The 20,524-nt window shown below is 69.5% G+C and carries 19 protein-coding genes; 9 read left to right on the forward strand and 10 right to left on the reverse strand.

Features of this window, described 5'->3' with window-relative positions:
* Positions 1–43 precede the first annotated feature (43 nt).
* The 6 genes from ACQEVY_RS37435 to ACQEVY_RS37460 are packed head-to-tail and all read left to right on the forward strand — an operon-like array spanning position 44 to position 5,168.
* Positions 44–1,054: a Bug family tripartite tricarboxylate transporter substrate binding protein gene (locus ACQEVY_RS37435; protein WP_432954053.1), complete on the forward strand. Its 1,011-nt coding sequence runs from the start codon at positions 44–46 to the stop codon at positions 1,052–1,054.
* Positions 1,051–1,584 carry a tripartite tricarboxylate transporter TctB family protein gene (locus ACQEVY_RS37440; RefSeq protein ID WP_432954055.1) on the forward strand — a complete coding sequence of 178 codons (534 nt, stop codon included), beginning with the start codon at positions 1,051–1,053 and terminating at the stop codon, positions 1,582–1,584. Before ACQEVY_RS37435 ends, ACQEVY_RS37440 begins: the two co-directional genes overlap by 4 nt.
* Positions 1,584–3,083 (forward strand): tripartite tricarboxylate transporter permease, encoded by a 1,500-nt coding sequence (locus ACQEVY_RS37445; RefSeq protein ID WP_432954057.1) that lies wholly within the window; start codon positions 1,584–1,586, stop codon positions 3,081–3,083. The genes ACQEVY_RS37440 and ACQEVY_RS37445 overlap by 1 nt, the downstream gene beginning before the upstream one ends.
* A gap of 42 nt (positions 3,084–3,125) precedes the next feature.
* Positions 3,126–3,521, forward strand: a complete 396-nt coding sequence (locus ACQEVY_RS37450) for a universal stress protein (RefSeq protein ID WP_328772682.1) — start codon at positions 3,126–3,128, stop codon at positions 3,519–3,521.
* Positions 3,522–4,676 carry a DUF475 domain-containing protein gene (locus ACQEVY_RS37455; RefSeq protein WP_432954059.1) on the forward strand — a complete coding sequence of 385 codons (1,155 nt, stop codon included), beginning with the start codon at positions 3,522–3,524 and terminating at the stop codon, positions 4,674–4,676. It abuts the gene before it with no gap.
* Between the two features lie 30 nt (positions 4,677–4,706).
* Positions 4,707–5,168: a GNAT family N-acetyltransferase gene (locus tag ACQEVY_RS37460; RefSeq protein WP_432954060.1), complete on the forward strand. Its 462-nt coding sequence runs from the start codon at positions 4,707–4,709 to the stop codon at positions 5,166–5,168.
* Positions 5,169–5,226: 58 nt separating this feature from the next.
* Here ACQEVY_RS37460 and ACQEVY_RS37465 read toward each other — a convergent pair whose 3' ends face one another.
* Positions 5,227–5,361, reverse strand: a complete 135-nt coding sequence (locus ACQEVY_RS37465; RefSeq protein ID WP_432954062.1) for a hypothetical protein — start codon at positions 5,359–5,361, stop codon at positions 5,227–5,229.
* 174 nt (positions 5,362–5,535) lie between these two features.
* Between ACQEVY_RS37465 and ACQEVY_RS37470 the strand changes: the two genes are divergently transcribed.
* Entirely contained in the window at positions 5,536–6,159 is a 624-nt protein-coding gene (locus ACQEVY_RS37470) for a class I SAM-dependent methyltransferase (RefSeq protein WP_432954064.1), read from the forward strand.
* 34 nt (positions 6,160–6,193) lie between these two features.
* On the opposite strand, the gene ACQEVY_RS37475 is transcribed toward ACQEVY_RS37470, so the two are convergent.
* Both ACQEVY_RS37475 and ACQEVY_RS37480 read right to left on the reverse strand, forming a co-directional pair.
* Positions 6,194–6,694: a DUF402 domain-containing protein gene (locus tag ACQEVY_RS37475; RefSeq protein WP_432954066.1), complete on the reverse strand. Its 501-nt coding sequence runs from the start codon at positions 6,692–6,694 to the stop codon at positions 6,194–6,196.
* A complete protein-coding gene (locus ACQEVY_RS37480) occupies positions 6,675–7,604 on the reverse strand; it encodes an N-acetyltransferase family protein (protein ID WP_432954068.1) in 930 nt (309 codons plus the stop codon). Before ACQEVY_RS37480 ends, ACQEVY_RS37475 begins: the two co-directional genes overlap by 20 nt.
* An 85-nt stretch (positions 7,605–7,689) precedes the next feature.
* Between ACQEVY_RS37480 and ACQEVY_RS37485 the strand changes: the two genes are divergently transcribed.
* Positions 7,690–8,070, forward strand: coding sequence for a GntR family transcriptional regulator (locus tag ACQEVY_RS37485; RefSeq protein ID WP_432954070.1), 381 nt, complete (start codon positions 7,690–7,692; stop codon positions 8,068–8,070).
* Between the two features lie 677 nt (positions 8,071–8,747).
* Here ACQEVY_RS37485 and ACQEVY_RS37490 read toward each other — a convergent pair.
* Both ACQEVY_RS37490 and ACQEVY_RS37495 read right to left on the reverse strand, forming a co-directional pair.
* Positions 8,748–9,518, reverse strand: coding sequence for a DUF72 domain-containing protein (locus ACQEVY_RS37490; protein WP_432954072.1), 771 nt, complete (start codon positions 9,516–9,518; stop codon positions 8,748–8,750).
* A 37-nt stretch (positions 9,519–9,555) separates the two neighbouring features.
* Positions 9,556–10,650 carry a DUF5925 domain-containing protein gene (locus ACQEVY_RS37495; RefSeq protein WP_328772690.1) on the reverse strand — a complete coding sequence of 365 codons (1,095 nt, stop codon included), beginning with the start codon at positions 10,648–10,650 and terminating at the stop codon, positions 9,556–9,558.
* A gap of 162 nt (positions 10,651–10,812) precedes the next feature.
* Between ACQEVY_RS37495 and ACQEVY_RS37500 the strand changes: the two genes are divergently transcribed.
* Complete coding sequence (locus ACQEVY_RS37500) at positions 10,813–12,234, forward strand: GH39 family glycosyl hydrolase (RefSeq protein WP_432954075.1); 1,422 nt, start codon at positions 10,813–10,815, stop codon at positions 12,232–12,234.
* 26 nt (positions 12,235–12,260) lie between these two features.
* On the opposite strand, the gene ACQEVY_RS37505 is transcribed toward ACQEVY_RS37500, so the two are convergent.
* The 5 genes from ACQEVY_RS37505 to ACQEVY_RS37525 all read right to left on the reverse strand — a co-directional run bounded on the left by ACQEVY_RS37505 (position 12,261) and on the right by ACQEVY_RS37525 (position 20,524).
* Entirely contained in the window at positions 12,261–16,349 is a 4,089-nt protein-coding gene (locus tag ACQEVY_RS37505; RefSeq protein WP_432954077.1) for a lipopolysaccharide biosynthesis protein, read from the reverse strand.
* Positions 16,342–17,139, reverse strand: coding sequence for a polysaccharide deacetylase family protein (locus ACQEVY_RS37510; protein WP_432954078.1), 798 nt, complete (start codon positions 17,137–17,139; stop codon positions 16,342–16,344). The genes ACQEVY_RS37505 and ACQEVY_RS37510 overlap by 8 nt, the downstream gene beginning before the upstream one ends.
* 82 nt (positions 17,140–17,221) lie before the next feature.
* Positions 17,222–18,226 (reverse strand): glycosyltransferase family 2 protein, encoded by a 1,005-nt coding sequence (locus tag ACQEVY_RS37515; protein ID WP_432954080.1) that lies wholly within the window; start codon positions 18,224–18,226, stop codon positions 17,222–17,224.
* Positions 18,223–19,044, reverse strand: a complete 822-nt coding sequence (locus ACQEVY_RS37520) for a glycosyltransferase family 2 protein (RefSeq protein ID WP_432954082.1) — start codon at positions 19,042–19,044, stop codon at positions 18,223–18,225. The genes ACQEVY_RS37515 and ACQEVY_RS37520 overlap by 4 nt, the downstream gene beginning before the upstream one ends.
* A gap of 358 nt (positions 19,045–19,402) precedes the next feature.
* Positions 19,403–20,524, reverse strand: coding sequence for a GNAT family N-acetyltransferase (locus tag ACQEVY_RS37525; protein WP_432954084.1), 1,122 nt, complete (start codon positions 20,522–20,524; stop codon positions 19,403–19,405).

Genomic DNA, 20,524 nt, shown 5'->3' on the forward strand with positions numbered 1-20,524 from the left:
CACAATCATGGCGCCGGACCCGCCCAAGCGAAAGAGATGAGCCATGAGAACTCGCAGAGCCGCACTTCTCGGCGCTCTTGCCACCGTGTCGATGCTCGCTGCCAGTGCCTGCGGTGCCACCGCGGACAAGGAGGAATCGGGGAGTGCGGGCGCCGCCGACAAGCCCGCAACCGGCCTGCGCCTCATGGTGCCGAACACCCCGGGCAGTGGCTACGACGTCACCGCCCGGACCGTCTCCCAGGTGATGCAGGACTCCAAAGCGGCGTCCAGTACCCAGGTGTACAACCTGCCCGGCGCCGGCGGCACCGTGGGCCTGCAGCGCCTGGTGAACGAGAAGGGCAACGGCAAGCTGGCCATGCAGATGGGGCTGGGGGTCGTCGGTGCCGCGTACACCTCGAAGTCGGAGGCGGGGCTGACCGACACCACGCCGCTCGCCAGGCTGATCGAGGAGGCCGGCGCGATCGTCGTGTCGAAGGACTCCCCGTACAAGACGATCGACGACCTGGTCACCGCGTGGAAGAAGGACCCCAAGAAGGTGCCCGTGGGTGGCGGCTCCTCGCCCGGCGGCCCTGACCATCTGCTGCCGATGCAGCTGGCGAAGACCGTCGGCATCGAGCCGAAGAAGGTCAACTACGTCGGGTACGACGGCGGCGGTGAGCTGCTGCCCGCCATCCTCGGCAACAAGGTCGCCTTCGGCGCCAGCGGATTCGGCGAGTTCCTCGACCAGATCGAGGCCGGACAGGTGCGGGTGCTGGCGGTGACCAGCGAGAAGCCGATCGACGCGGTGAAGGACGCGCCCACCCTCAAGGACTCCGGGATCGACCTGGTCTTCACCAACTGGCGCGGCATCGTCGCCCCTCCGGGGATCACCGACGAGCAGAAGAAGACCTGGACCGACGCCCTGACCAAGATGCACGACTCCAAGCAGTGGCAGGACGAGCTGACCAAGCGCGGCTGGACGGACGCCTTCGCCACCGGCGACGAGTTCGGCACCTACCTGAAGGAGCAGGACAAGGCCGTCGCCGACCTGCTGGCAGAGCTCGGCCTGGCATGAGTTCCGAGCTGAACGAACGGACGGCGGAGGACACCCGTCCGCCCCGGGGTGGGGACCGCGCACAGTACGGAGTGTGCGCGTTCCTCGCCCTGCTGGGCACGGCCGTCATCGTGGACGGGCTCGGGATAGCGCACGTCACCAGCAGCACCGACCCGGTCGGACCGCGCACGGTGCCGGTGCTCCTGGGTGTGCTGCTCCTGGTGGTCGCGGTGGTGTACGCGGTCGACGTGGCCCGGGGCGGCCACGGTGAGCCGGAGGCCGGCGAGGACGTCGACCTGACCACGGGCAGCGACTGGCGCACCGTACTGATGCTGATCGCCGCTTTTGTGGTGAACGCGGTGCTGATCGAACCGCTCGGCTGGGTGATCAGCGGCACGCTGCTCTTCTGGGGCACCGCCTTCGCCCTCGGGAACCGGCACTACGTCCGCAATCTGCTGATCGCGGTGACGCTGTCGCTCACCACGTTCTACGCCTTCGCGATCGGGCTCGGCGTCAACCTCCCGGCCGGTGTGCTGCAAGGGATCCTGTGATGGACAACCTGAACAACCTCATGCAGGGCTTCGCGGACGTCATGGATCCGATGAACCTGCTGCTGGCGCTGATCGGCGTCCTCGTCGGCACCGCTGTGGGCGTACTGCCGGGCATCGGCCCGGCGATGACGGTGGCCCTGCTGCTGCCGATCACCTACGGCATGGAGCCGGTGCAGGCGTTCATCATGTTCGCGGGCATCTTCTACGGCGGCATGTACGGCGGCTCGACCACCTCCATCCTGCTGAACACCCCCGGCGAGTCGTCCTCGGTGGTGACGGCCATCGAGGGCAACAAGATGGCCAAGGCCGGCCGGGCTGCGCAGGCGCTCGCCACCGCCGCGATCGGTTCCTTCGTGGCGGGCACGATCGGCACCCTGCTGCTGGTCCTGGTCACACCGATCGTGGTGGACTTCGCGGTCAGTCTGGGCGCGCCGGACTACTTCGCCCTGATGCTGCTCTCGTTCATCGCGGTCACGTCGGTGCTGGGCTCGTCCCGCGTCCGGGGCCTGATCTCGCTGCTGCTGGGCCTGACCATCGGCATGGTCGGCATCGACGCGGTGTCCGGGCAGCAACGGCTCACCCTGGGCATCCCCCAACTCGCGGACGGGATCGACGTGGTCGTCGTGGCCGTCGGTATCTTCGCCGTCGGCGAGGCGCTGTGGGTGGCCGCGCATCTGCGGCGCAGGCCCGCCGAGATCATCCCGGTCGGCAGGCCGTGGATGGGCAAGAAGGACTGGAAGCGGTCGTGGAAGCCCTGGCTGCGGGGCACGGCGTACGGTTTCCCGTTCGGTGCGCTTCCGGCCGGCGGTGCGGAGATCCCGACCTTCCTGTCGTACGCGACGGAGAAGCGGCTGACCAAGCACCCCGAGGAGTTCGGCAAGGGCGCGATCGAGGGCGTGGCCGGTCCGGAGGCGGCGAACAACGCCTCCGCGGCGGGCACCCTGGTCCCGATGCTGGCCCTCGGGCTGCCGACGAACGCGACCGCCGCGGTCATGCTCGCGGCGTTCCAGGGGTACGGCATCCAGCCCGGGCCGCTGCTGTTCGACCGTGAGGCGAGCCTCGTCTGGGTGCTGATCGCCAGCCTGTTCATCGGCAATCTGCTCCTGCTCCTGCTGAACCTGCCGCTCGCGCCCGCCTGGGCGAAGCTGCTGCAGATTCCGCGCCCCTATCTGTACGCGGGAATCCTGTTCTTCGCGTCGATGGGTGCGTACGCCGTCAACGCTCAGCCCCTGGACTTGTTCGTGCTGCTGGCGCTGGGGCTCCTCGGGTTCGCGATGCGGCGGTTCGGCCTGCCGGTGCTGCCGGTGATCGTCGGCGTCATCCTCGGCCCGCGAGCCGAGCTGCAGGGACGGCGCTCCCTGCAACTGTCGGGCGGCGAACTGTCCGGGCTGGTGGGCGGACCGGTGTCCTACGTGGTCTACGCGGCGATCCTGCTGGTGCTCGCCTGGCCGCTGATCCGGAGGTTCGTCGTACGTCCCTTGCGTGAGCGAAATGCCTGAGAGCCCTGAGAGCCCTGAGAGTGCCCGGGAGGAAGAGCAGACATGACCGTACTGGTCGGATACGTACCCTCACCTGAGGGTGAGGCCGCGCTGCGCGCGGGGATCGACGAGGCCCGCCTGCGCGGCGAGAAGCTGTTGGTGGTGAACACCTCGCGGGGTGACGCCCTGGTGGACCCGCGCTTCGCGCAGGCGCCGGATCTGGCCCATGTCCGCGAGGACCTGGCCGCGCTGGGGATCGAGTTCGACATCCGCCAGCTGCTCGGCGCAGGCGACGCCGCCGACGAGATCATCGAACTGGCGGAGCAGGCCGATGTGTCCCTCGTGGTGATCGGTCTCCGGCGGCGCAGCGCGGTCGGCAAGCTGATCATGGGCTCCCAGGCGCAGCAGATCCTGCTGGGCGCCGAGTGTCCGGTCCTCGCGGTGAAGGCGGCGCAGTAGATGATCCTGAGGACGTTCGGCTGGTCGTTCGCCGTCACGGCGGGCGGCCTTGCCTTCGCCGCGTGGCAGTGGGGCTGGGAGGCCTTCGGGATCGTACTGATCCTGTCGATCCTCGAGATCTCACTGTCCTTCGACAACGCGGTCGTCAACGCCGGAATCCTGAAGAAGATGAATGCCTTCTGGCAGCGGATCTTCCTCACCATCGGCATCCTGGTCGCGGTGTTCGGTATGCGGCTGGTCTTCCCGGTCGTGATCGTCGCCATCAGCGCCAAGGTCGGCCCCATCGAGGCGGTGCAGCTCGCCATCGAGGATCCAGGCCGATACGAGGACCTGGTCACCGACGCTCACCCGGCCATCGCGGCCTTCGGCGGCATGTTCCTGCTGATGATCTTCCTCGACTTCGTCTTCGAGGACCGTGACATCAAGTGGCTCGCCTGGCTGGAACGCCCGCTCGCCAAGCTCGGCAAGATCGACATGCTGTCGGCCTGCGTCGCACTCATCGTTCTGCTGGTGACCGCGATGACCTTCGCCACCCACGCGCATGTCAGCACGGGCCATGCGGACAAGGCGGCCACGGTACTGCTCTCCGGCGTCGCCGGGCTGATCACCTATCTGGTCGTGGGCGGCCTGTCCGGATACTTCGAGGACAAGCTCGAAGAAGAAGAGGAGCACGAACACGAGGAAGAGGAGAAGGCGAGAGCCGAGGGCAAGCCGGTTTCGGCGGTCGGTCTCGCAGGCAAGGCCGCGTTCTTCCTCTTCCTGTACCTCGAGGTCCTGGACGCGTCCTTCTCCTTCGACGGCGTGATCGGCGCCTTCGCCATCACCAACCACATCTTCTGGATGGCGCTCGGCCTCGGCATCGGCGCCATGTACGTCCGCTCACTGACGGTCTACCTGGTCCGCCAAGGCACCCTGGACGACTACGTTTACCTGGAGCACGGCGCCCACTACGCCATCGGCGCCCTCGCCACGATCCTGCTCATCACCATCCAGCACCAGATCAGCGAGATCATCACCGGTCTGGTGGGTGTCTTCCTGATCGCGGCATCCTTCCTCTCGTCCGTCCGCCGCAACAGGTCGCTCGAGGCGTCCGAGGCGTCCGAGGGGAAAGCACTGACCTCTGACGACAAGACCGAGACTCCGTCCGGGGTGTGACCGGCCGGCGACCGCAGGTATGACGTAGCTATGACCGCAGGCACGACTGACGACATCCGCCTCGCCGAAGCCGGTGACGAGCCCGCCGTGAAGGCCGTGATCGACGCGGCGTTCCGGCCCTACATCGAGCGCATCGGGCTGGTGCCCGTGCCGATGGAGGCGGACCACGCGGCGAACATCGCGGCGGGGCGGGTGTACGTCACCGGGGATCCGGTCGTGGGCCTCCTGGTTCTGGAGGCCCACGAGGACCATCTGTACCTCGACACCATCGCCGTCCACCCCGATGCCCACGGGCAGGGCATCGGGCGGCGGCTGCTCGCGTTCGTGGACGCACGCGCGCGTGCGCTGGGGCTTGACGAAGTCAGGCTCTATACGAACGCGATGATGTGGGAGAACCAGAAGCTGTACCCGAGATACGGCTACGAGCTCATGGAAGGTCGCGTGGAAGGGCCGCACGACCGGCTCCACTACCGCAAGCGGCTGGCGCCCTGAGAGTTCTCAGCCGGTTCTCAGGGCTGCTTCAGCCTTGGATACCTGGTGGCCGGGTGGGTCAGCCGTCCGGCCACCAGGTGCGTTGGATGTCTTTACGGACTTCTGGGCGCTCGGCGGGGCGCTCGTCGGCCTCGTCCCGGACACGGCGGGAGTCCGACTTCCTGAGGGGCTTCTGCAGGGTCACACGACGCATGACTGCCTCCTTGGGTCTACCGGGTATCGCGGTTGTATGGGTAGACCGTTCCCGGGAGCGTGACTCATCGGGGGCCGCCTGTCTGTGGCGGCGGTCACGCCCTGGCCTGCGGTTTCAGTGGCGGTCGTCACGCTCGGCCCCGGCGTTGTCAGTGCCGGGTGTCACTCTGGGCACATGGCGACCAACAGTGAGCGCGAGACATGGACCGACGTCGACTGGGACGCCGAGTCCACCACCTTCGACGACGAGCCCGACCACGGGCTACGCGACCCCGCCGTGCGCGAGGCCTGGGCGGCCCGGCTCCGAGGCTGGCTGCCCCGCGGCCCGTCCGACGTACTGGATCTCGGCTGCGGCACCGGCAGCCTGTCCCTCCTCGCCTCCGAACAGCGCCACCGGGTCACCGGCGTCGACCTCTCGCCCCGCATGGTCGACCTCGCCCGCGCCAAGCTGGCCGGCCGCGACGCGGTCTTCCTCGTCGGCGACGCGGCGGCTCCGCCGGTCGGCGAGCAGCGGTTCGACGTCGTGCTCGTACGGCATGTGCTGTGGGCGTTGCCCGATCCCGAGCGTGCTTTGCGGAACTGGCGCGGGTTGCTGCGCCCTGGCGGGCGGCTCGTGTTGATAGAGGGGTTGTGGAGAACGGTGGGCCCGGTGGGTCCGGTAGGGATATCCGCCGACCGGCTCACCGCGCTGCTGACGCCGCTGATGCGGGATGTGCGGGTGGAGCGGCTGTCGGAGGAGGCGTTGTTGTGGGGGCGGGAGGTGGAGGACGAGCGGTATGCGGTGGTGGGGGAGGTCTGAGATCTGCGTTGATCTGCGTTGTCGCTGGCGCCGGTCAAGACAGGAGTGCCTCGAAGTCGCCCTCGCGGGCGAGGAGTTCCAGCTCGTCAAGGGCGGACATGGCGGCGGACGCGGCGTCGGGGTCGGTCTGGGGTAGACCGCTCGCCGCGAATTCGTCCTCGTCCAGGCGGAGTACGGTTCTGCCGTCCGCGGAGCGCCAGAGGTCCAGGTCGAGGTCCTCTACGACTAGTTCGGTGCCGGAGAGGACGGCCGGGCGGGTGATGTCGGTGTACCAGCCCTTGAGGGTGCCTGTGGAGTCGCGGACCTCCTTCACCGCGTACCAGCGGTCGCGCCAGTAGTACTCGGTGAAGATGTCGCCGGACTCGAACCGCACGAAGCCGAAGTCGCGGGCGACGTCGCCGGCCCAGGAGGCGCGGACGGTGATCCTTGTGCCGTCGTCGGCGAGCAGTTCGGCGGGGTACCGGATCTTTGTGCGGCCGCCCTTGACCAGGACGATGTCCAACTGGCCGGTGGAATCAGCCGAGTTCGCGGACATGATGCACCTCCGTGGCGCAGATTTCGTAGCCGAACCACTTGTTGATCGCGAGCATCGGGCCGTTGCCGGTGTCGTTGCCCGTGAACGCCTCTGTGAAGCCGGCGGCTCGGGCGCGGTGCAGGGAGTCGTTCTTGGCGAGCTTGGCGAGGCCGCGGCCTCTGTGGGCGCGGGCGGTGCCGGTCATCACGGTGCCGTACCGGGTGCCGCCGTCGGTGCGGGCCGCGCTGAAGGCGGCGGGGCGGCCGTCGACGACGGCGACCGAGGTCAGCTCGTGGCTGAGCAGGGGGTGATGCCAGGTTTCGCGGAGCCAGGCCTCGTAGTCTGTGAACTCGTGGCCGATGTCGCTCGGCTCGTCCGCCAGTGTTTCGGCGTCCAGGGCGAAGAGGGGGCGTGGGTCGTCGGCGAAGTCCGCGCCCGTGCGGAGTTCGACGTCCGGGGGGAGCGGTTGGCGGGGCGGCAGTGTGGCGTGCGCCAGGTCGAGGCGCAGGAAGTGCGCCGAGCGGCTTGCGCGGTAGCCGTGCTTCTCCGCGAAAGCGCGGTTCGCGGGGGTGTCCGTGACGAAGGAGAAGAGCTTCGTCGCGTCGAGGGCGGCCAGGTGCTCCTCTGCCGTGCGCACGAGCAGGGAGCCTGCGCCTCGGCGCTCGTGGTTCGGGTGCACGTACACGTTCAGGTAGCCCTGGCCGGGCTGGGGGCTGTCGTACGCGATGCCCACCTGGGCTGTGCCGATGAGTTCGCCGTTCTCCTCGGCGACGAGGGGCCGGAAGTGGGCGTCCGGGTGGGCGTGCGCGACGTCGTAGGCGATGGACTCGGCCGTGCAGAGCATGAAGGGGAGGGCCAGCTGCCGGATCCGGGCGAAGCCCTCGGCGTCTGCCGGGTCCCCCGGCCGGAAGTCGCGGACGATCACTGTCATGTTGCTGACGCTACGTGGGGGTGGGGTTCGGCTGCCTCTGATTTTTGTGGGGTGGAGGGAGAGCGGGCTGGGGGACAATCGGCTTGTGACGTTGAAGATCGACATCGATGACGGTGCGGGGGTTCCCCCGTTTGAACAGGTCCGCTCTCAGATTTCCGAGCAGGCTCGGGCTGGGGTGCTGCCGGTGGGGTATCGGTTGCCGACCGTGCGAGGGTTGGCCGAATCGCTGGGGCTCGCGGCGAACACGGTGGCCAAGGCTTATCGGGCGCTCGAGTCGGACGGGGTGATTGAAACGCGGGGCCGTAACGGAACGTTTGTCGCGTCCGCGGGTTCGGCGGCTGAGCGGGGGGCGGCGTCCGCTGCTCGAGCTTACGCCGAGCGCGTCCGGCGGCTGGGGCTGGATGAGGGGGCTGCAATTGAGGCTGTGCGGGATGCGGTGCGGGCGGTTTATGGGGACCAGGGGTAGTCGCTGCCTGCGGGTGCGTTGTGGCTGGTTGCGCAGCCCCGGCGGGGTGCCTCCGGCGGTGGGGCGGCTGCGGGCTGAGTGTGGTTGCTCGCGCCCACGCGGCGGAGCCGCATATGTGACAGCCTCGCGCCCCTTGGGTTTGTGGTGGGTGCGGGGCCGCGTCGGGGGTGTCCGTCCTCGGACCGGCGCGCGTTGCTGTTGGCTGGTAGAGGGTGCTCGGGGTGGCGCGCCGGCCGCTGCGGGCGCACACCCCCGCCCCGTCCCCTTGCCGCCGCGGGCGGCCGCGGGGCCATGGGGGTGCGGGCTCCCCCCGGGCGGGCTTTCCGGGCCGCGGGCGGGTACGGGGCGCAGGCGCCTTCCGGGCGGGGGTTTCGGTTCGCGTGCTCGTCGAGGGGGCGGGCAGTCGCAGGCTTTTCAGGGGCGCGGGGAACTGCGCGACCAGCCCCAACGCACCCGCAGCCGCGACACGCAGTGTCACCCACCACCCCGGTAGGCACCCCACCCACCCAACAAACCCACCACCCGCCGAAGGCGCTCACCCACCCCGCCGGAGGCAGAGGGGCCTGGGGGCGGAGCCCCCAGTTTCGGGAAGGGGCGGGGCTGGGGAAAGAACCGCTCAACCGCGACGCACCCGCAGTCGCGACACGACATGTCACCCCACCCCTTGGCGGGCGCCCCTACGGGGCGCTCAGCTGGCGCGGTGTGCGCGTTACCGTCAGGCCCGCCGCCCGCGCCACTCTGGCGAAGAGCAGCGCGTCCTGGACCGCTGCCGCATGGGGGTCGTTGTTGAAGTAGACGTAGACGGGCTGGTCGTCGCGCCACGTGGCCGCGATGCGGCGGGTCCACGTGGCCAGGGACTGGCGGCCGTAGTGGGGCCAGTGGTGGCCGCGGCCCACATGGAAGCGCAGGTAGCCCCAGTCCGCTGTGCGCCACAGCGGGGTTACGGGGCGGGAGAGCACGTCCGCCCAGACGAGGGCGGCGTGCCGGGACTCCAGGACGGCGCGTACCTCCGGCGTCCACCAGGAGTCGTGGCGGGGCTCCACCGCGACTCGAGTGTCGGCCGGGAAGCACGACAGGCACGTGTCGAGGAGCGCGGCGTCGGCGCGCAGTGTGGGTGGGAGCTGGAGGAGGACCGGGCCCAGGCGGTCGCCGAGACCGGCGGCGTGGGTCATCAGGCGCTGTACCGGTTCCTCGGGGTCGCGCAGGCGCTTGATGTGGGTCAGAAAGCGGCTCGCCTTGACGGCGATGACGAAGTCCGGCGGCGTGCGGTCCCGCCAGGACTCGAAGGTCTCCCGCGACGGCAGCCGGTAGAAGGCGTTGTTGATCTCGACCGTGGCGAACCGTCCCGCGTACTCCTCCAGCCAGAGCCGCGTAGGCAGCCCGGCCGGGTACAGGACTCCCCGCCAGTCCTTGTACTGCCAGCCGGACGTACCTACGAACAGGGTCATAACCCCATCAAAGCACCAGGCGCGACGGCCTCGCGGCCTACAGATACAGCCCCGCGTCCGCACCCTCCCGCGCCCCCGGCACCGACGTCGGCGACGTGCCCCGGCGCAGGGCGTACAGCTCGGCCAGCGTCGCCCCCTCGCGGCCGATGCCCTCCTCTGTGCCCAGCCAGTTCACCGACTCGCGGTGGGTCAGCGGGCCGACCTCGATGCGGGCCAGGCAGCGGCCGGGGCGGACGACGGCGGGGTGGAGGCGTTCCAGGTCCTCGTTCGTCGTCACGCCGACCAGGACGTTGCGGCCCTGGCCGAGCAGGCCGTCGGTGAGGTTGAGCAGGCGTGACAGCGCCTGACCGGCGGTGTGCTTGGCCTCGCCGCGGATCAGTTCGTCGCAGTCCTCCAGCAGCAGAAGCCGCCAGCGGCCCTTGGCGGTGCCGTCGTCCTCGCCGATCGCGATGTCCATCAGATAGCCGACGTCGGAGAAGAGGCGTTCCGGGTCGAGTACGCAGTCGACCTGGCACCAGTCGCGCCAGGAGCGGGCCAGGGTACGCAACGCCGACGTCTTGCCCGTACCGGGCGGGCCGTGCAGCAGGAGCAGACGGCCCGCGATGTCCTCCGGTGTCGTCTTCATCAGGTGGTCCATGGCGTCGGCGACCGGTGCCGTGTAGTTCGGGCGGATCTCCTCCCACGTACCCGCCGAGATCTGCCGGGTCGTACGGTGCGGGCCGCGCCTCGGTGAGACGTACCAGAAGCCCATCGTCACGTTCTCCGGCTGCGGCTCGGGTTCGTCCTCCGCGCCGTCCGTGGCCTGGCCGAGCACCTTGGCGGCCAGTTCCTCGCTGGTCGCGGTGACCGTGACATCCGCGCCGCGGTTCCAGCGCGAGATGAGCACCGTCCAGCCGTCGCCCTCGGCGAGCGTGGCGCTGCGGTCGTCGTCTCGGGCGGACCGCAACACCTTGGCGCCCGGCGGCATCAGCGTCGCCCCGGACCGTACGCGGTCGATGTTCGCCGCGTGCGCGTGCGGCTGCTCGCCCGTCGCGAAGCGGCCGAGGAACAGCGCGTCGACGACATCCGACGGGGAGTCGCTGTCGTCGACGTTGAGCCTGATCGGCAATGCGTCGTGTGGGTTCGCAGACATGCCGCCATGATCCGTCACGCGCTCGTCCTATGCACCCGGTTTCCGTGGAGGACCCCGAGTGTCCGGTGTGCGTCGACCTCCGTGTATCCCCTCCGTCCTGTTACCAGCCTGTGCACTCGAACCCATCCCAACCGCCTACCCCCGCCGTTACTGTTGTCCTTGATGGGACGTCATGGGTGGAATTCGGGGGCACGGCGGTGGCGGCTCACCGCACTGCTCGGTGTGGGCGCGGCGGCTCTGGCCCTGGTACTGACCTTGATCAACACGTTGCCCGGGGACGGCGGGAGCGCCGCCGGCACGACCCGTGACGGCGACAAGGTGCACGGCACGCCCGCCACTCCTCCCGGGGAGACGCGGCCGGACGTCGGATGGGGCTTCACCCACACCCAGTTCAGCGCCGACGAGGGCAGCGGCGCCGCCACGCGGCGGGTGGCGGAGCGCCTGGGTGAGCAGCCGTTGCCGCAGATCCAGCACATCATGGGCTGGGGTGCGGACAATCCCGAGCCGGTCAAGGGGCGTTACGACTTCGAGGACATGGACCGGCGGATCGACTTCGTCCGGGAGTCGGGCGGCACCCCGGTGGTCACCCTGTGCTGCGCTCCGGACTGGATGAAGGGCGGCAAGTCCGGTACGGACAACACCAATTGGAGCCAGGAGGCCCTGGAGACCGCCCCGCGGCCCGAGCACTTCGACGACTACGCCGCGCTCGCCGCGACCGTCGCCAAGCGCTATCCGGACGTACGCCACTTCATCGTCTGGAACGAGTTCAAGGGCTTCTGGAACGACGCCGAGGCCCGCTGGGACTACGAGGGCTACACCGAGCTCTACAACCAGGTCTACAAGGCGCTCAAGGCTGTCAACGAGGAGATCCAGGTCGGCGGGCCGTACCTGGTGATGGACAGCCTCGACCCGCGTCAGACGGAGGACGCCTCGCGCACGCTGAAGGGTCCGTGGGGCGCCATGGACCAGCGGGTGCTCGACGCCTTCGACTACTGGAACAAGAACAAGGTGGGCGCGGACTTCGTCGTCGTGGACGGTTCCAGCTACACCAAGGACGACGAGTTGCTGCCCGACGAGTTTGCCGCCACCGAGAAGTTCACGGCCGTCAGCCGCTGGGTGCGTGAGCGGACCGGCGATCTGCCGCTGTGGTGGGCCGAGTACTACGTCGAGCCGTCCGACGCCGACGACGAGCGGGACGACTGGTCCGAGGCGCGCCGCGGCGCCGTCCAGGCCTCCGGAATGATCGCGATGGCCCGCGGCGGCACCACCTCCGCCTTCTACTGGAACCCCGAGAAGGAGAAGGGCTCCGGCTGCGCAGGCTGCCTGTGGACGCCCACCGACAGCGCCGACGGCGGTAAGCCCCTGCCGATGCTCGACCTCGTCTCACGGTTCAACAAGGAGTTCCCGCCGGGCACGAAGTACGAGCAGGTGTCTGTCGCGGCTGGCAGCGCGTCGGACGTACGGGTTCTCGCCGACGACAAGGCGGTCCTCGTCGTGAACACCCTGGACCGGAAGATCAGTACCGAGGTCGACGGCGAGCGGCTCGACCTGGGGGCGTACGAGGTGAAGTGGCTGACCCGCTGAGCCACTTCACGCCCGCCCGCTACCGTCTACGCCATCGTCAGGAACCGCTGCACCAGCGAAGCCAGCAGCACTGCCAGCAGCGGCAGTGAGAACCAGAAGGTGCTCTGCAGCCACTCCAGTTGGCGCACGCTCGGCCGGACCGCCACCCGGACCACCTCGCGCGTCGTCAGCAGCAGGAGCAGGGCGATCGCCGCGAGTCCGCCCACGACCGACCACGGTGTCCAGGTCACTTGGGGACCGATCGGGCCGGGATCGGCCTTCGGAACGCTGCCGTCCCCCTGCTCACGCATCGCGTAGATGGTCGCGTCCTTGTTGACGTAGACCTTCCGCAGTTCCTTGCGTTCGTCGAGGTTGCGGATGAGCCGGGTGTCCCAGCTCGCCGAGTAGCCCACGTCCATCTGGAGCGAGATCACCTGGCTGCGGTTGATCATGAGGTACGAGTTCGGGCCCGCGTCCTTGAGTGATTTGACCAGGCCGGACACCAGTACCGGATCGGGCGGTGCGAGCGTCGGTACGTACTCCACCCGCTCCATGTCCTTCGAGCCCCAGGGCATCGCGGGCGTCACGGTGTTGACCGGGTCGTCGCTCAGCCACAGAAGCCGCGCGGTCGGCTTGTCGTGCTCGTATACGTACTCCATGGCCGCGATCTCGCCCGGACGGACCCGCTCGAAGGGCTCGTTGCCCCAGCGGGCCACCAGGAAGCCGCCGACCAGGACGAGGCCCGCCATCAGCGCGGCGAGCGGGGCGAGGCTGAACTGGTCGCGCTCGCGTTCCTTCGCGGTGACTCCGGTGCGCGGGAAGAGGGCGAGTGCGGCGAGCAGGGCCGCGCCGGGCAGGGCGAACATGAAGACGCGCAGCGCCATTTCGCCGCCGTACGACTGCATGCCGAAGCCCAGGAAAGGCACGAAGGTGAGGACGAGCAGCGAGCGTTCGCGGTACTTGTGGTCGCGTCGCCGCCACCAGCCCCAGCAGGCCAGGGCCATCACCGAGCCGGCGAGCGCCACGCGCGCGTACAGCACGAGTTGGTGGGTCGAACTGCCGCCCTCGATACGGCCGGAGACCGACGAGGAGACATTGCCGCCGACGCCGCCGATCCCGCCGAACAGCTCGTCGAAGTGTCCCCGCCAGTACGGCTCGGCGAGGAAGCCCACCCAGACGGCGACCATCACGGCGAACAGGACGGGCAGTCCGCGCAGTTCGGAGCGGCCGACCACGACGAGGACCGCGAGGACGCCCAGCATCACGAACGGGGTGAGCTGGTGGGACGGGACCGTCGCCGCGAACAGGGCGATCAACACCATGAGCAGTACGGCCCGTTGTCGCCGGTCGGTCGGCTCGACCTCCAGCTCGCCCGGCCGCCGCTTGGTCCACAGCACACGCGGCGCCCGGAACCAGACGAGCAGAATCGCCACGAAGACGATGTAGAGGAGGTATGTGAAGCCCTGCGGTGAGAAGTAGTCCTGGCCCACCCAGCCGCTGAGCACGAAGATCCACACACCGGTCCACTTGGCGCGCCAGCTCGCCCGCATATGGCGTACGAGCAGGAACATCGGGGCCAGGTAGAGGAGTTGCATGGCCGTCGGCCACCAGCGGATGACCTCGGTGAGGTCGTCGACCCCGCAGGCCTTCGCGACGAACGCGGCCGCCGCGAAGAAGCCCGGCCAGCTCCAGCGCGCGTCCAGGTCGGGCACGGCCGAGCCGGTCCGGTCGATGTACTCCAGGAACCCGAGGTGCTGGTAGGCCGTCGCGAACCGCGGCTCCGTCTCGATCACCGCGGGCAGCGCGTGCAGCGACACCACGGTGGCCAGCAGGGTGACCAGGAGCAGCCCTCGGTGCTCCTGGTTGCGCCAGAGCAGCGAGGCGAACACCGTGACCAGCAGGGCGGCCCCCGCCAGGGTGGGCACGGGCAGGATGGAGATCAGGCCGAGCCCGCCCATCCGGTCGAGGTCGCGCTCGCCGAGGCCGAACACCGGCACCCAGTACAGGATGAGCGCGGCGATCAGCAGACAGCCGAGGACGACGCCTACGCGGGTGGGGCGCAGGCGTTCCCACGGGGACGGGAAGGACGGGTCGGGGGTGGGGGAGGGGTCCGGTGGCGGTTCGGGCGGCGCACCGGTCCCGCGTTCCCGGAGTACGAGCGCGGAGGAGGGGGAGGACGGCGCCTTGGACTCCGATCCTGCCCCCGACGTGGCCGCCGGCTCGACCTTGGGCTCTGCCCCCGACTCGGCCTCGGGCTTTGCTTCGGAGGCGGCTTCGGACTTGGAGTCGGGCCCTGCTTCAGACGTGGCTTCCGACTTGGACTCGGGTTCTGCTCCGGACGTACCTTCGGACTTGGCCTCTGCCTCGGCTTCCGGTTTCGTCTCGGCCGGTCCCACGGAGGTCTCGCTGCCCGGCTCCCGTTCCTCGACCGGCAGCCCCAACTCCGAGCGCGGCGCGGGCAGTTGCAGCGGCGCCCGGAGCGCCCAGGTCGGCCGGTGGTCCTCCGGTTCATCGTCGGGCCCGTGCTCCGGCCGCTGGTCCGGTGGGACGGGCCACTTCACGGCCGTCCCGGTGGGCGGCGTCCCCGGCCCCGGTCGTACGTCCGGCCGGCGCTCCTGGTGGTCGAAGTCGAGGTGTACGCCGAGCGCCAGGGTGTCCTGGTCGAGCCGTTGCGCCCAGGCCGGGCCGCGGCCCTTCTTCGGCTCGCCCACGGCCGGCGCGGGGACCTCGCGGGCGCCCAAGTCCGCCAGGTCGCCGTCGGGCGCCGCATCCTCGGGCACCTCGGCCGGCGCGGTCCTGATGACCCGGTACAGCCTGGGAGAGGCGATCGCCACGATCACCGCGAGGGCGGCGACCTCCGCGACGCCCGCGCCGGTGAGGCTCATGGTCGGAAGCAAGATCACCGTGAGGCCGAGCACCAGCACGCACAACAGGCCCTGCAGCCACGCGAGTCCTGCGGTACGGCTCTGGGCGCGCAGCACCGCGAAGTAGGTCTCCATTACGACCCGCAGCACCCCGCCGACCGCGAACCACCGCAGCAAGGGGGTCGCCGCGTCCGCGTACCCCTGGCCGAACACGCCCAGGACGTACGGCGCCCCGAAGAACAGGATCGCGCCCACCGGCAGCATGATCCGCGCCATCCGGAGCAGCGCGGCCCTGGTGTGCGCGGCGAGTCGCGCCGGGTCGTGCGAGCCCTCGACGGTGAGCGAGGCGCCCATGTTGATGGCCAGCAGGTTGACGGTGCCGCCGATGGTGATCGCGATGTAGAAGTACGCGTTGTCGGCGGAGCTGACCTGCGCGGCGACGATCACCGGGACGAGGTAGACCACGGCCAGCGAGAACAGCGAGCCGGTGTAGTCGCCCGCGAGGAAGCGGCCGATCTCCTTCATCGTCGGCGGCTCGGCGTGCTCCTCGGTCGCCTTCATATGCCGTGGCACCAGCCGCCGGAACACCAGCCAGCCCAGGGGCAGCACGGACACCGCGATGGCCGCGACCCAGGACACGAACACGCCCATGGTGGGGATCGCGGCGGCGAACAGCACCAGCAGCACCAGCTTGACCGCCGAGAACACCGTGTTGCCCACCGGCACCCATATCGCGCTGCGGAGCCCCGTCAGCACCCCGTCCTGGAGGGTGAGCACGGACCAGGCGACCACCGCCAGCACGAACACCAGCGCGTGCATGGGGTCGTGCAGGAAGCGATACGACGGCCCCCACAGGCCCAGCGTCAGCAGGAACACGCCCGCCGCCAGCGCCACGACCAGTGAACTGCCCGCGTACGTACGGAAGATCAGGCGGCCGCTCGTACGCCCCGCCACCGGAATGAACCGAGCAAGGGCGCCCGTCAGCGTCACCGCCGTCAACCCCGCGAGGAGCTTCATCGCGGCGATCGCGGCGGAGCCCTGGCCGACCGCGTCCTCGGTGTAATAGCGGGCGGCTGCCAGCCAGTAACCGAGGCCGAGGACGGCGGAGATCCCGGTGTTGAGCATCAGGGCATAGGCGTTCCGGAACAGCGGGCTGCCTCCGGATCCCTTGGAACCCCTGCTCAGTCCGGGCAGCCGCAGCCGGCGGCCGGGCTGCTTCTCGGGCGCCTCGGTCGTGGGTGTGCCGGGCTGGGCTGTGGTCGTGTCAGACACGGGAACTGATGGCCTTCCGGCGGATCTGGCGTGCTCTGCGGACCATGGCGTACCCCTTGGTGAGGGCATGGTCCTTGGCGAAGGTACGGGTGATGGCCTGGCCTTCGACCAGCCGCTCGAACTCCTCGATGCGGGTCGTGCGGCGCACGGTGACGCGTTGCAGGGCGTACGGGCCCTGGCGACGGTTCGCCAGGCGGTTGCCGACGGCGAGGGACTGGGCGAAGCCCGCCTCGCGCACTGTACGGCGCACCCGGCGGCTGGAGTAGCCGTAGGGGTACGCGAACGAGGCGGGGCGGGTGCCGAGTTCGTCGGCGATGATCTCCTTGCAGCGCAGCAGCTCGAACCACAGCGCCTCGTCCGTGAGCTGGTCAAGCTGGGGATGCGTATGGCTGTGGCCGCCGATCTCGACGTCCGCGTCCGCGAGTTCGCGCACCTGGTCCCAGTCGAGCATCGTGTCCAGGGCGCCCCCGGAGTCGTACGAGCCGCGCAGCCAGCCCGTGGAGACGAACAGCGTGGCCGCGAAGCCGTGCTTGGCGAGCACGGGCAGCGCATGCCGGTGCACGCCCTCGTAACCGTCGTCGAAGGTGACGAGGACCGGACGCTTCGGCAGCGGGCTCCCGGAGCGCCAACTGTCCGCCAGCTGGGCGGTGTTGACCGGCGTGAACCCGCGATCGTCCAGCAGCGCCATCTGCTCGGCGAATGCCTCCGGTGCGACGGACAGGGCGCGAGTCGCCTCGTTGGGCAAGGTGGAGACGGCGTGGTACATGAGGATGGGCACGGGGGTGGTCATACGGAACCACCTCCGGCCGCGCGGTCGCGCCCGGCGCAGGGCGGCTTCGCGCCCCGCGCCGTCATCGCCAAGCGTGCACTGCTCATGCTGCTGCCCCCTCGCGCCCGGGACCTTCCTCTATCTCGACCACCGAGAAAGTGGCGCCACCCCTGCGTGCCCGAACGCTCCCGAGAACGTACCCGCCCGCCGCCGTCACCACTCCGGTGACGATGGCAGCTGCCCGGCCCGCGCCGCCGGGGCGGGCGAGGAGGGCGTCGCGCAGTCCGCGGGCCACTCCGGCGGGCAGCACACGCGTGGTGTAGCGGCGCTCGGACTCCAGGCCCTTGTCGGCGCCGACGCTCCGGGCGACCAGGGCTTTCGAGAGGCCTTCCGCGTACGTACGGGTGCGGAAGTAGGCGAAGTGCTCGCGGACTTCGGGCACCCGGTGGTGGATCACCGCGCGGTCGTCGATCAGCAGGATCGCGTCCGGCTGGGCGCGGGTGAGGCGGATGCAGAGCTCCGTCTCCTCGCAGCCCAGCGGACGCTTGTCGCCGTCGCGGCCGATACCGGTCGCGAAGCCGCCCGCCACGTCGAAGGCGGTGCGGCGGAACGAGGCGTTGCCGCCCAGCACGTTCCGCACCTGTACGCGCCCCGGCGGTAGCCCCTTGTACGTACAGCCGACGACCCAGTCGAACTCCTCCGGGAACCAGGCCGGGCGCCGGCCCGACGCCCAGATCGGAAACGTCCGCCCGCCGACGGCCATCACCCGCGGATCCGTGTACGCCTCGGCGAAGTGATGCAGCCAGTCGCGCTCGGCGACCGCGTCGTCGTCGAGGAACGCGATGACCTCACCGCGGGAGGCCGCGATGCCGGTGTTGCGGCCCGCGGACAGGCCGCGAGGGCCCGCGTTGGCGAGCACCCGCACCCGGGGCGTCTCCTTGTACTCCTTCGAAAGCCGGTCCAGGAGCGCCTGGTTGTGGTCCACGACCAGCAGCGTCTCCAGGGCGGGCCGGGACTGCGCCCGCACCGAGGAGACCGCCGCGAGGATGTCCTCCCAGCGGTCCTCGGTGTAGACGCAGATCACCACCGAGATGTCGATCGTGCTCAAGACACCTCTCCTCGCGTGCTGCCCAGCGCCACCGCGTGATGTGAACGGCGGCGCAGCGAACGACGGTTGGAGCGCTCCTTCAGGATCACCTTGAGCACCCGCAGCCCGTCCCGGACGGCGCGCAGATTGCTCGCGCCGTGGATCCGCAGATACTCGTGGCTCGGTATCTCCTGCACCTTCAGCCCGGCCTTGACCACCCGGATGTTCATCAGGGTCTCCACCTCGAAGCCGGTGCAGTCGAGGTCGATCTTGTCGAGGCAGTGCCGCCAGAACGCGTTGTAGCCGTAGCAGAGGTCGGTGTAGCGGGCGCCGAACTTGCGGTTGACGGCCGTGCACAGCGCCCAGTTGCCCAGCTTGCGGATGGGCGTCATGTCGTCCGTGCCGCCGCCGTTGGCGAACCGCGAGCCCTTCGCGAAGTCCGCCCCCGAGACCAGCGCGGACACATACGACACGATCTCGTTGCCGTCCGCCGAGCCGTCCGCGTCGACCATCACGATGATGTCGCCGGTGCAGGCCGCGAAGCCGGTGATCAGGGCATCTCCCTTGCCCTTTCCGGTCTGCTTCACCACCCTGACGTCCGGCCACAGTTCGCGGGCCACTTCTACGGTGTTGTCGGTGGAATTGCCGTCGACGAGAACCACTTCGTGGATCCACGCCGGCAGTGTCTTGAAAACGTAGGGGAGATTTTCCGCCTCGTTCATGGCGGGAATCACCACACTCACCGGAGGCGTGATCGCCAGGTGAGAAGATATGGGCCGGTACTGACCGGCCGTGGACGGTTCCTGTCCCGAAACTGCCGGGTGCAGAAATGAACTCATGAGTCTGATCCCTCTCGTCCGGTGGACCGCCCGCCCCTGTGGGCGGTCCGGCTATGTGTCCGGTTCGAAAGGGGGGTTCTCACTTACGGCATGCCGGAATGTATCTCCGTGCACGCCGGGTGAGCTGGCAAAGCTGGCCGGCTGGATAAGCCGGTCGCGCGGCACGCGCCCCGGAGCCACTTGGTGGAAGAACCACCTGCGGCCACCGGGCACGGCACCCCCCTACCGCGCCCCGCAGCGGAAACCATCGCGGTCCTTGAGCCCTCCCCTAGAGCCGCTTGATGATGGACCGATGCGGGATGAAGACATATGACGTTGTTGACGATTGTGACGCTATGGCAAGACCTGGAACGAGACCTCACATTTTCTTAGGTTTGGTCGTTACCCGACTCCTCGAACGGATCTCTCCCATCCGCTTGAGGAGTTTGTCGGCCGGCTCGAACAACTCCGGCCGCGCCAGCACCGCATTCCGCAGCGCCCGGACCGGAGCGCGTCGCGCCCGGTGCCCGAGCGCCACCGGATGGCGGCGCGTCACCAACCCCTCGGACACGAAGATTTCGCGTGTCTTCAGGGAGTCTTTGTATTCCTTCTGCCCCCGGCCCAGATCCAGATAGGCGATACCGTCGGCGGCTGCCGCCTCGGCCATCCGCAGATGCAGGACAAGTCCGGGGGAGTATTTGGAGAATGCCGGATCGTACGCGGGGAACCAGCACGCCAGTACGCGCTCGGAACGCAGCCCGAAGTGCGCGGCGATCGGCTTGTCGTCCACGTAGAGCACCGACAGGATCCCGGTGAACGACTCGGAGCGGCTGTGGAACAGCTGCCACACCAGCCGGGTGATCCACTCGTGCGCGAAGCGGTCGCTGCGTCCGGTCCTGCGGTACTGCGCCGACTTCCACGCCATCAGCGTGCGCAGCGCCTTGGGATCGCGCTCGTCGTGCACATAGCGCACCTCGCCGTGATCCCGGCCGAGCTTGCGCTCCTTGGCGAGCGTCGACTTGGTGAACTTCGGTGACTGGGCGCGCAGTTGGCTCAGATACGCCTCGTACCCCTGGTCGACGTCCATGACCGGGGACGGGAAGCTGCCGGTGGCCGCCGTCTCGAACGGCGTCTGGCCCGCCGCCAGATGATCGAACTCCCACACCACGAGCCCGCACGCCCGCAGCAGGTCCCGCACGTCCCAGCTGAATCCGGGCCGGTGCACCACGCCCTGACAGTCCGAGACACCGAGACCGATCGCCCGGCCGACGCCGCTCGCGCCGCGCTGGAACGGAAAGAAGGCCGCGGGCTCCCCGCCCTCCCGTACGACCGCTATTCGCACGCCGCGCCGGCAACGCCCCACCGCGAGCGCGAACTCCGGTGACAGGAACGGGTTCGCCAGCTCGGGCGTGCCGTTGAGATGGGCCTTCGACTGGAAAGCCGACCACGCGACCCGGTCGGCGGCCGTCAGTTCGCCGGGGCGGTACACGCTGATGTCCAC

Source organism: Streptomyces sp. CA-288835 (assembly GCF_050936385.1).
Taxonomy (GTDB): domain Bacteria; phylum Actinomycetota; class Actinomycetes; order Streptomycetales; family Streptomycetaceae; genus Streptomyces.

Coding starts and splice junctions, on each gene's coding strand:
- ACQEVY_RS37435 (WP_432954053.1), top strand. CDS start 44: ATGAGAACTCGCAGAGCCGCACTTCTCGGCGCTCTTGCCACCGTGTCG.
- ACQEVY_RS37455 (WP_432954059.1), top strand. CDS start 3,522: ATGATCCTGAGGACGTTCGGCTGGTCGTTCGCCGTCACGGCGGGCGGC.
- ACQEVY_RS37470 (WP_432954064.1), top strand. CDS start 5,536: ATGGCGACCAACAGTGAGCGCGAGACATGGACCGACGTCGACTGGGAC.
- ACQEVY_RS37445 (WP_432954057.1), top strand. CDS start 1,584: ATGGACAACCTGAACAACCTCATGCAGGGCTTCGCGGACGTCATGGAT.
- ACQEVY_RS37495 (WP_328772690.1), bottom strand. CDS start 10,650: ATGTCTGCGAACCCACACGACGCATTGCCGATCAGGCTCAACGTCGAC.
- ACQEVY_RS37500 (WP_432954075.1), top strand. CDS start 10,813: ATGGGACGTCATGGGTGGAATTCGGGGGCACGGCGGTGGCGGCTCACC.
- ACQEVY_RS37460 (WP_432954060.1), top strand. CDS start 4,707: ATGACCGCAGGCACGACTGACGACATCCGCCTCGCCGAAGCCGGTGAC.
- ACQEVY_RS37475 (WP_432954066.1), bottom strand. CDS start 6,694: ATGTCCGCGAACTCGGCTGATTCCACCGGCCAGTTGGACATCGTCCTG.
- ACQEVY_RS37440 (WP_432954055.1), top strand. CDS start 1,051: ATGAGTTCCGAGCTGAACGAACGGACGGCGGAGGACACCCGTCCGCCC.
- ACQEVY_RS37510 (WP_432954078.1), bottom strand. CDS start 17,139: ATGACCACCCCCGTGCCCATCCTCATGTACCACGCCGTCTCCACCTTG.
- ACQEVY_RS37520 (WP_432954082.1), bottom strand. CDS start 19,044: ATGAGTTCATTTCTGCACCCGGCAGTTTCGGGACAGGAACCGTCCACG.
- ACQEVY_RS37480 (WP_432954068.1), bottom strand. CDS start 7,604: ATGACAGTGATCGTCCGCGACTTCCGGCCGGGGGACCCGGCAGACGCC.
- ACQEVY_RS37490 (WP_432954072.1), bottom strand. CDS start 9,518: ATGACCCTGTTCGTAGGTACGTCCGGCTGGCAGTACAAGGACTGGCGG.
- ACQEVY_RS37465 (WP_432954062.1), bottom strand. CDS start 5,361: ATGCGTCGTGTGACCCTGCAGAAGCCCCTCAGGAAGTCGGACTCCCGC.
- ACQEVY_RS37450 (WP_328772682.1), top strand. CDS start 3,126: ATGACCGTACTGGTCGGATACGTACCCTCACCTGAGGGTGAGGCCGCG.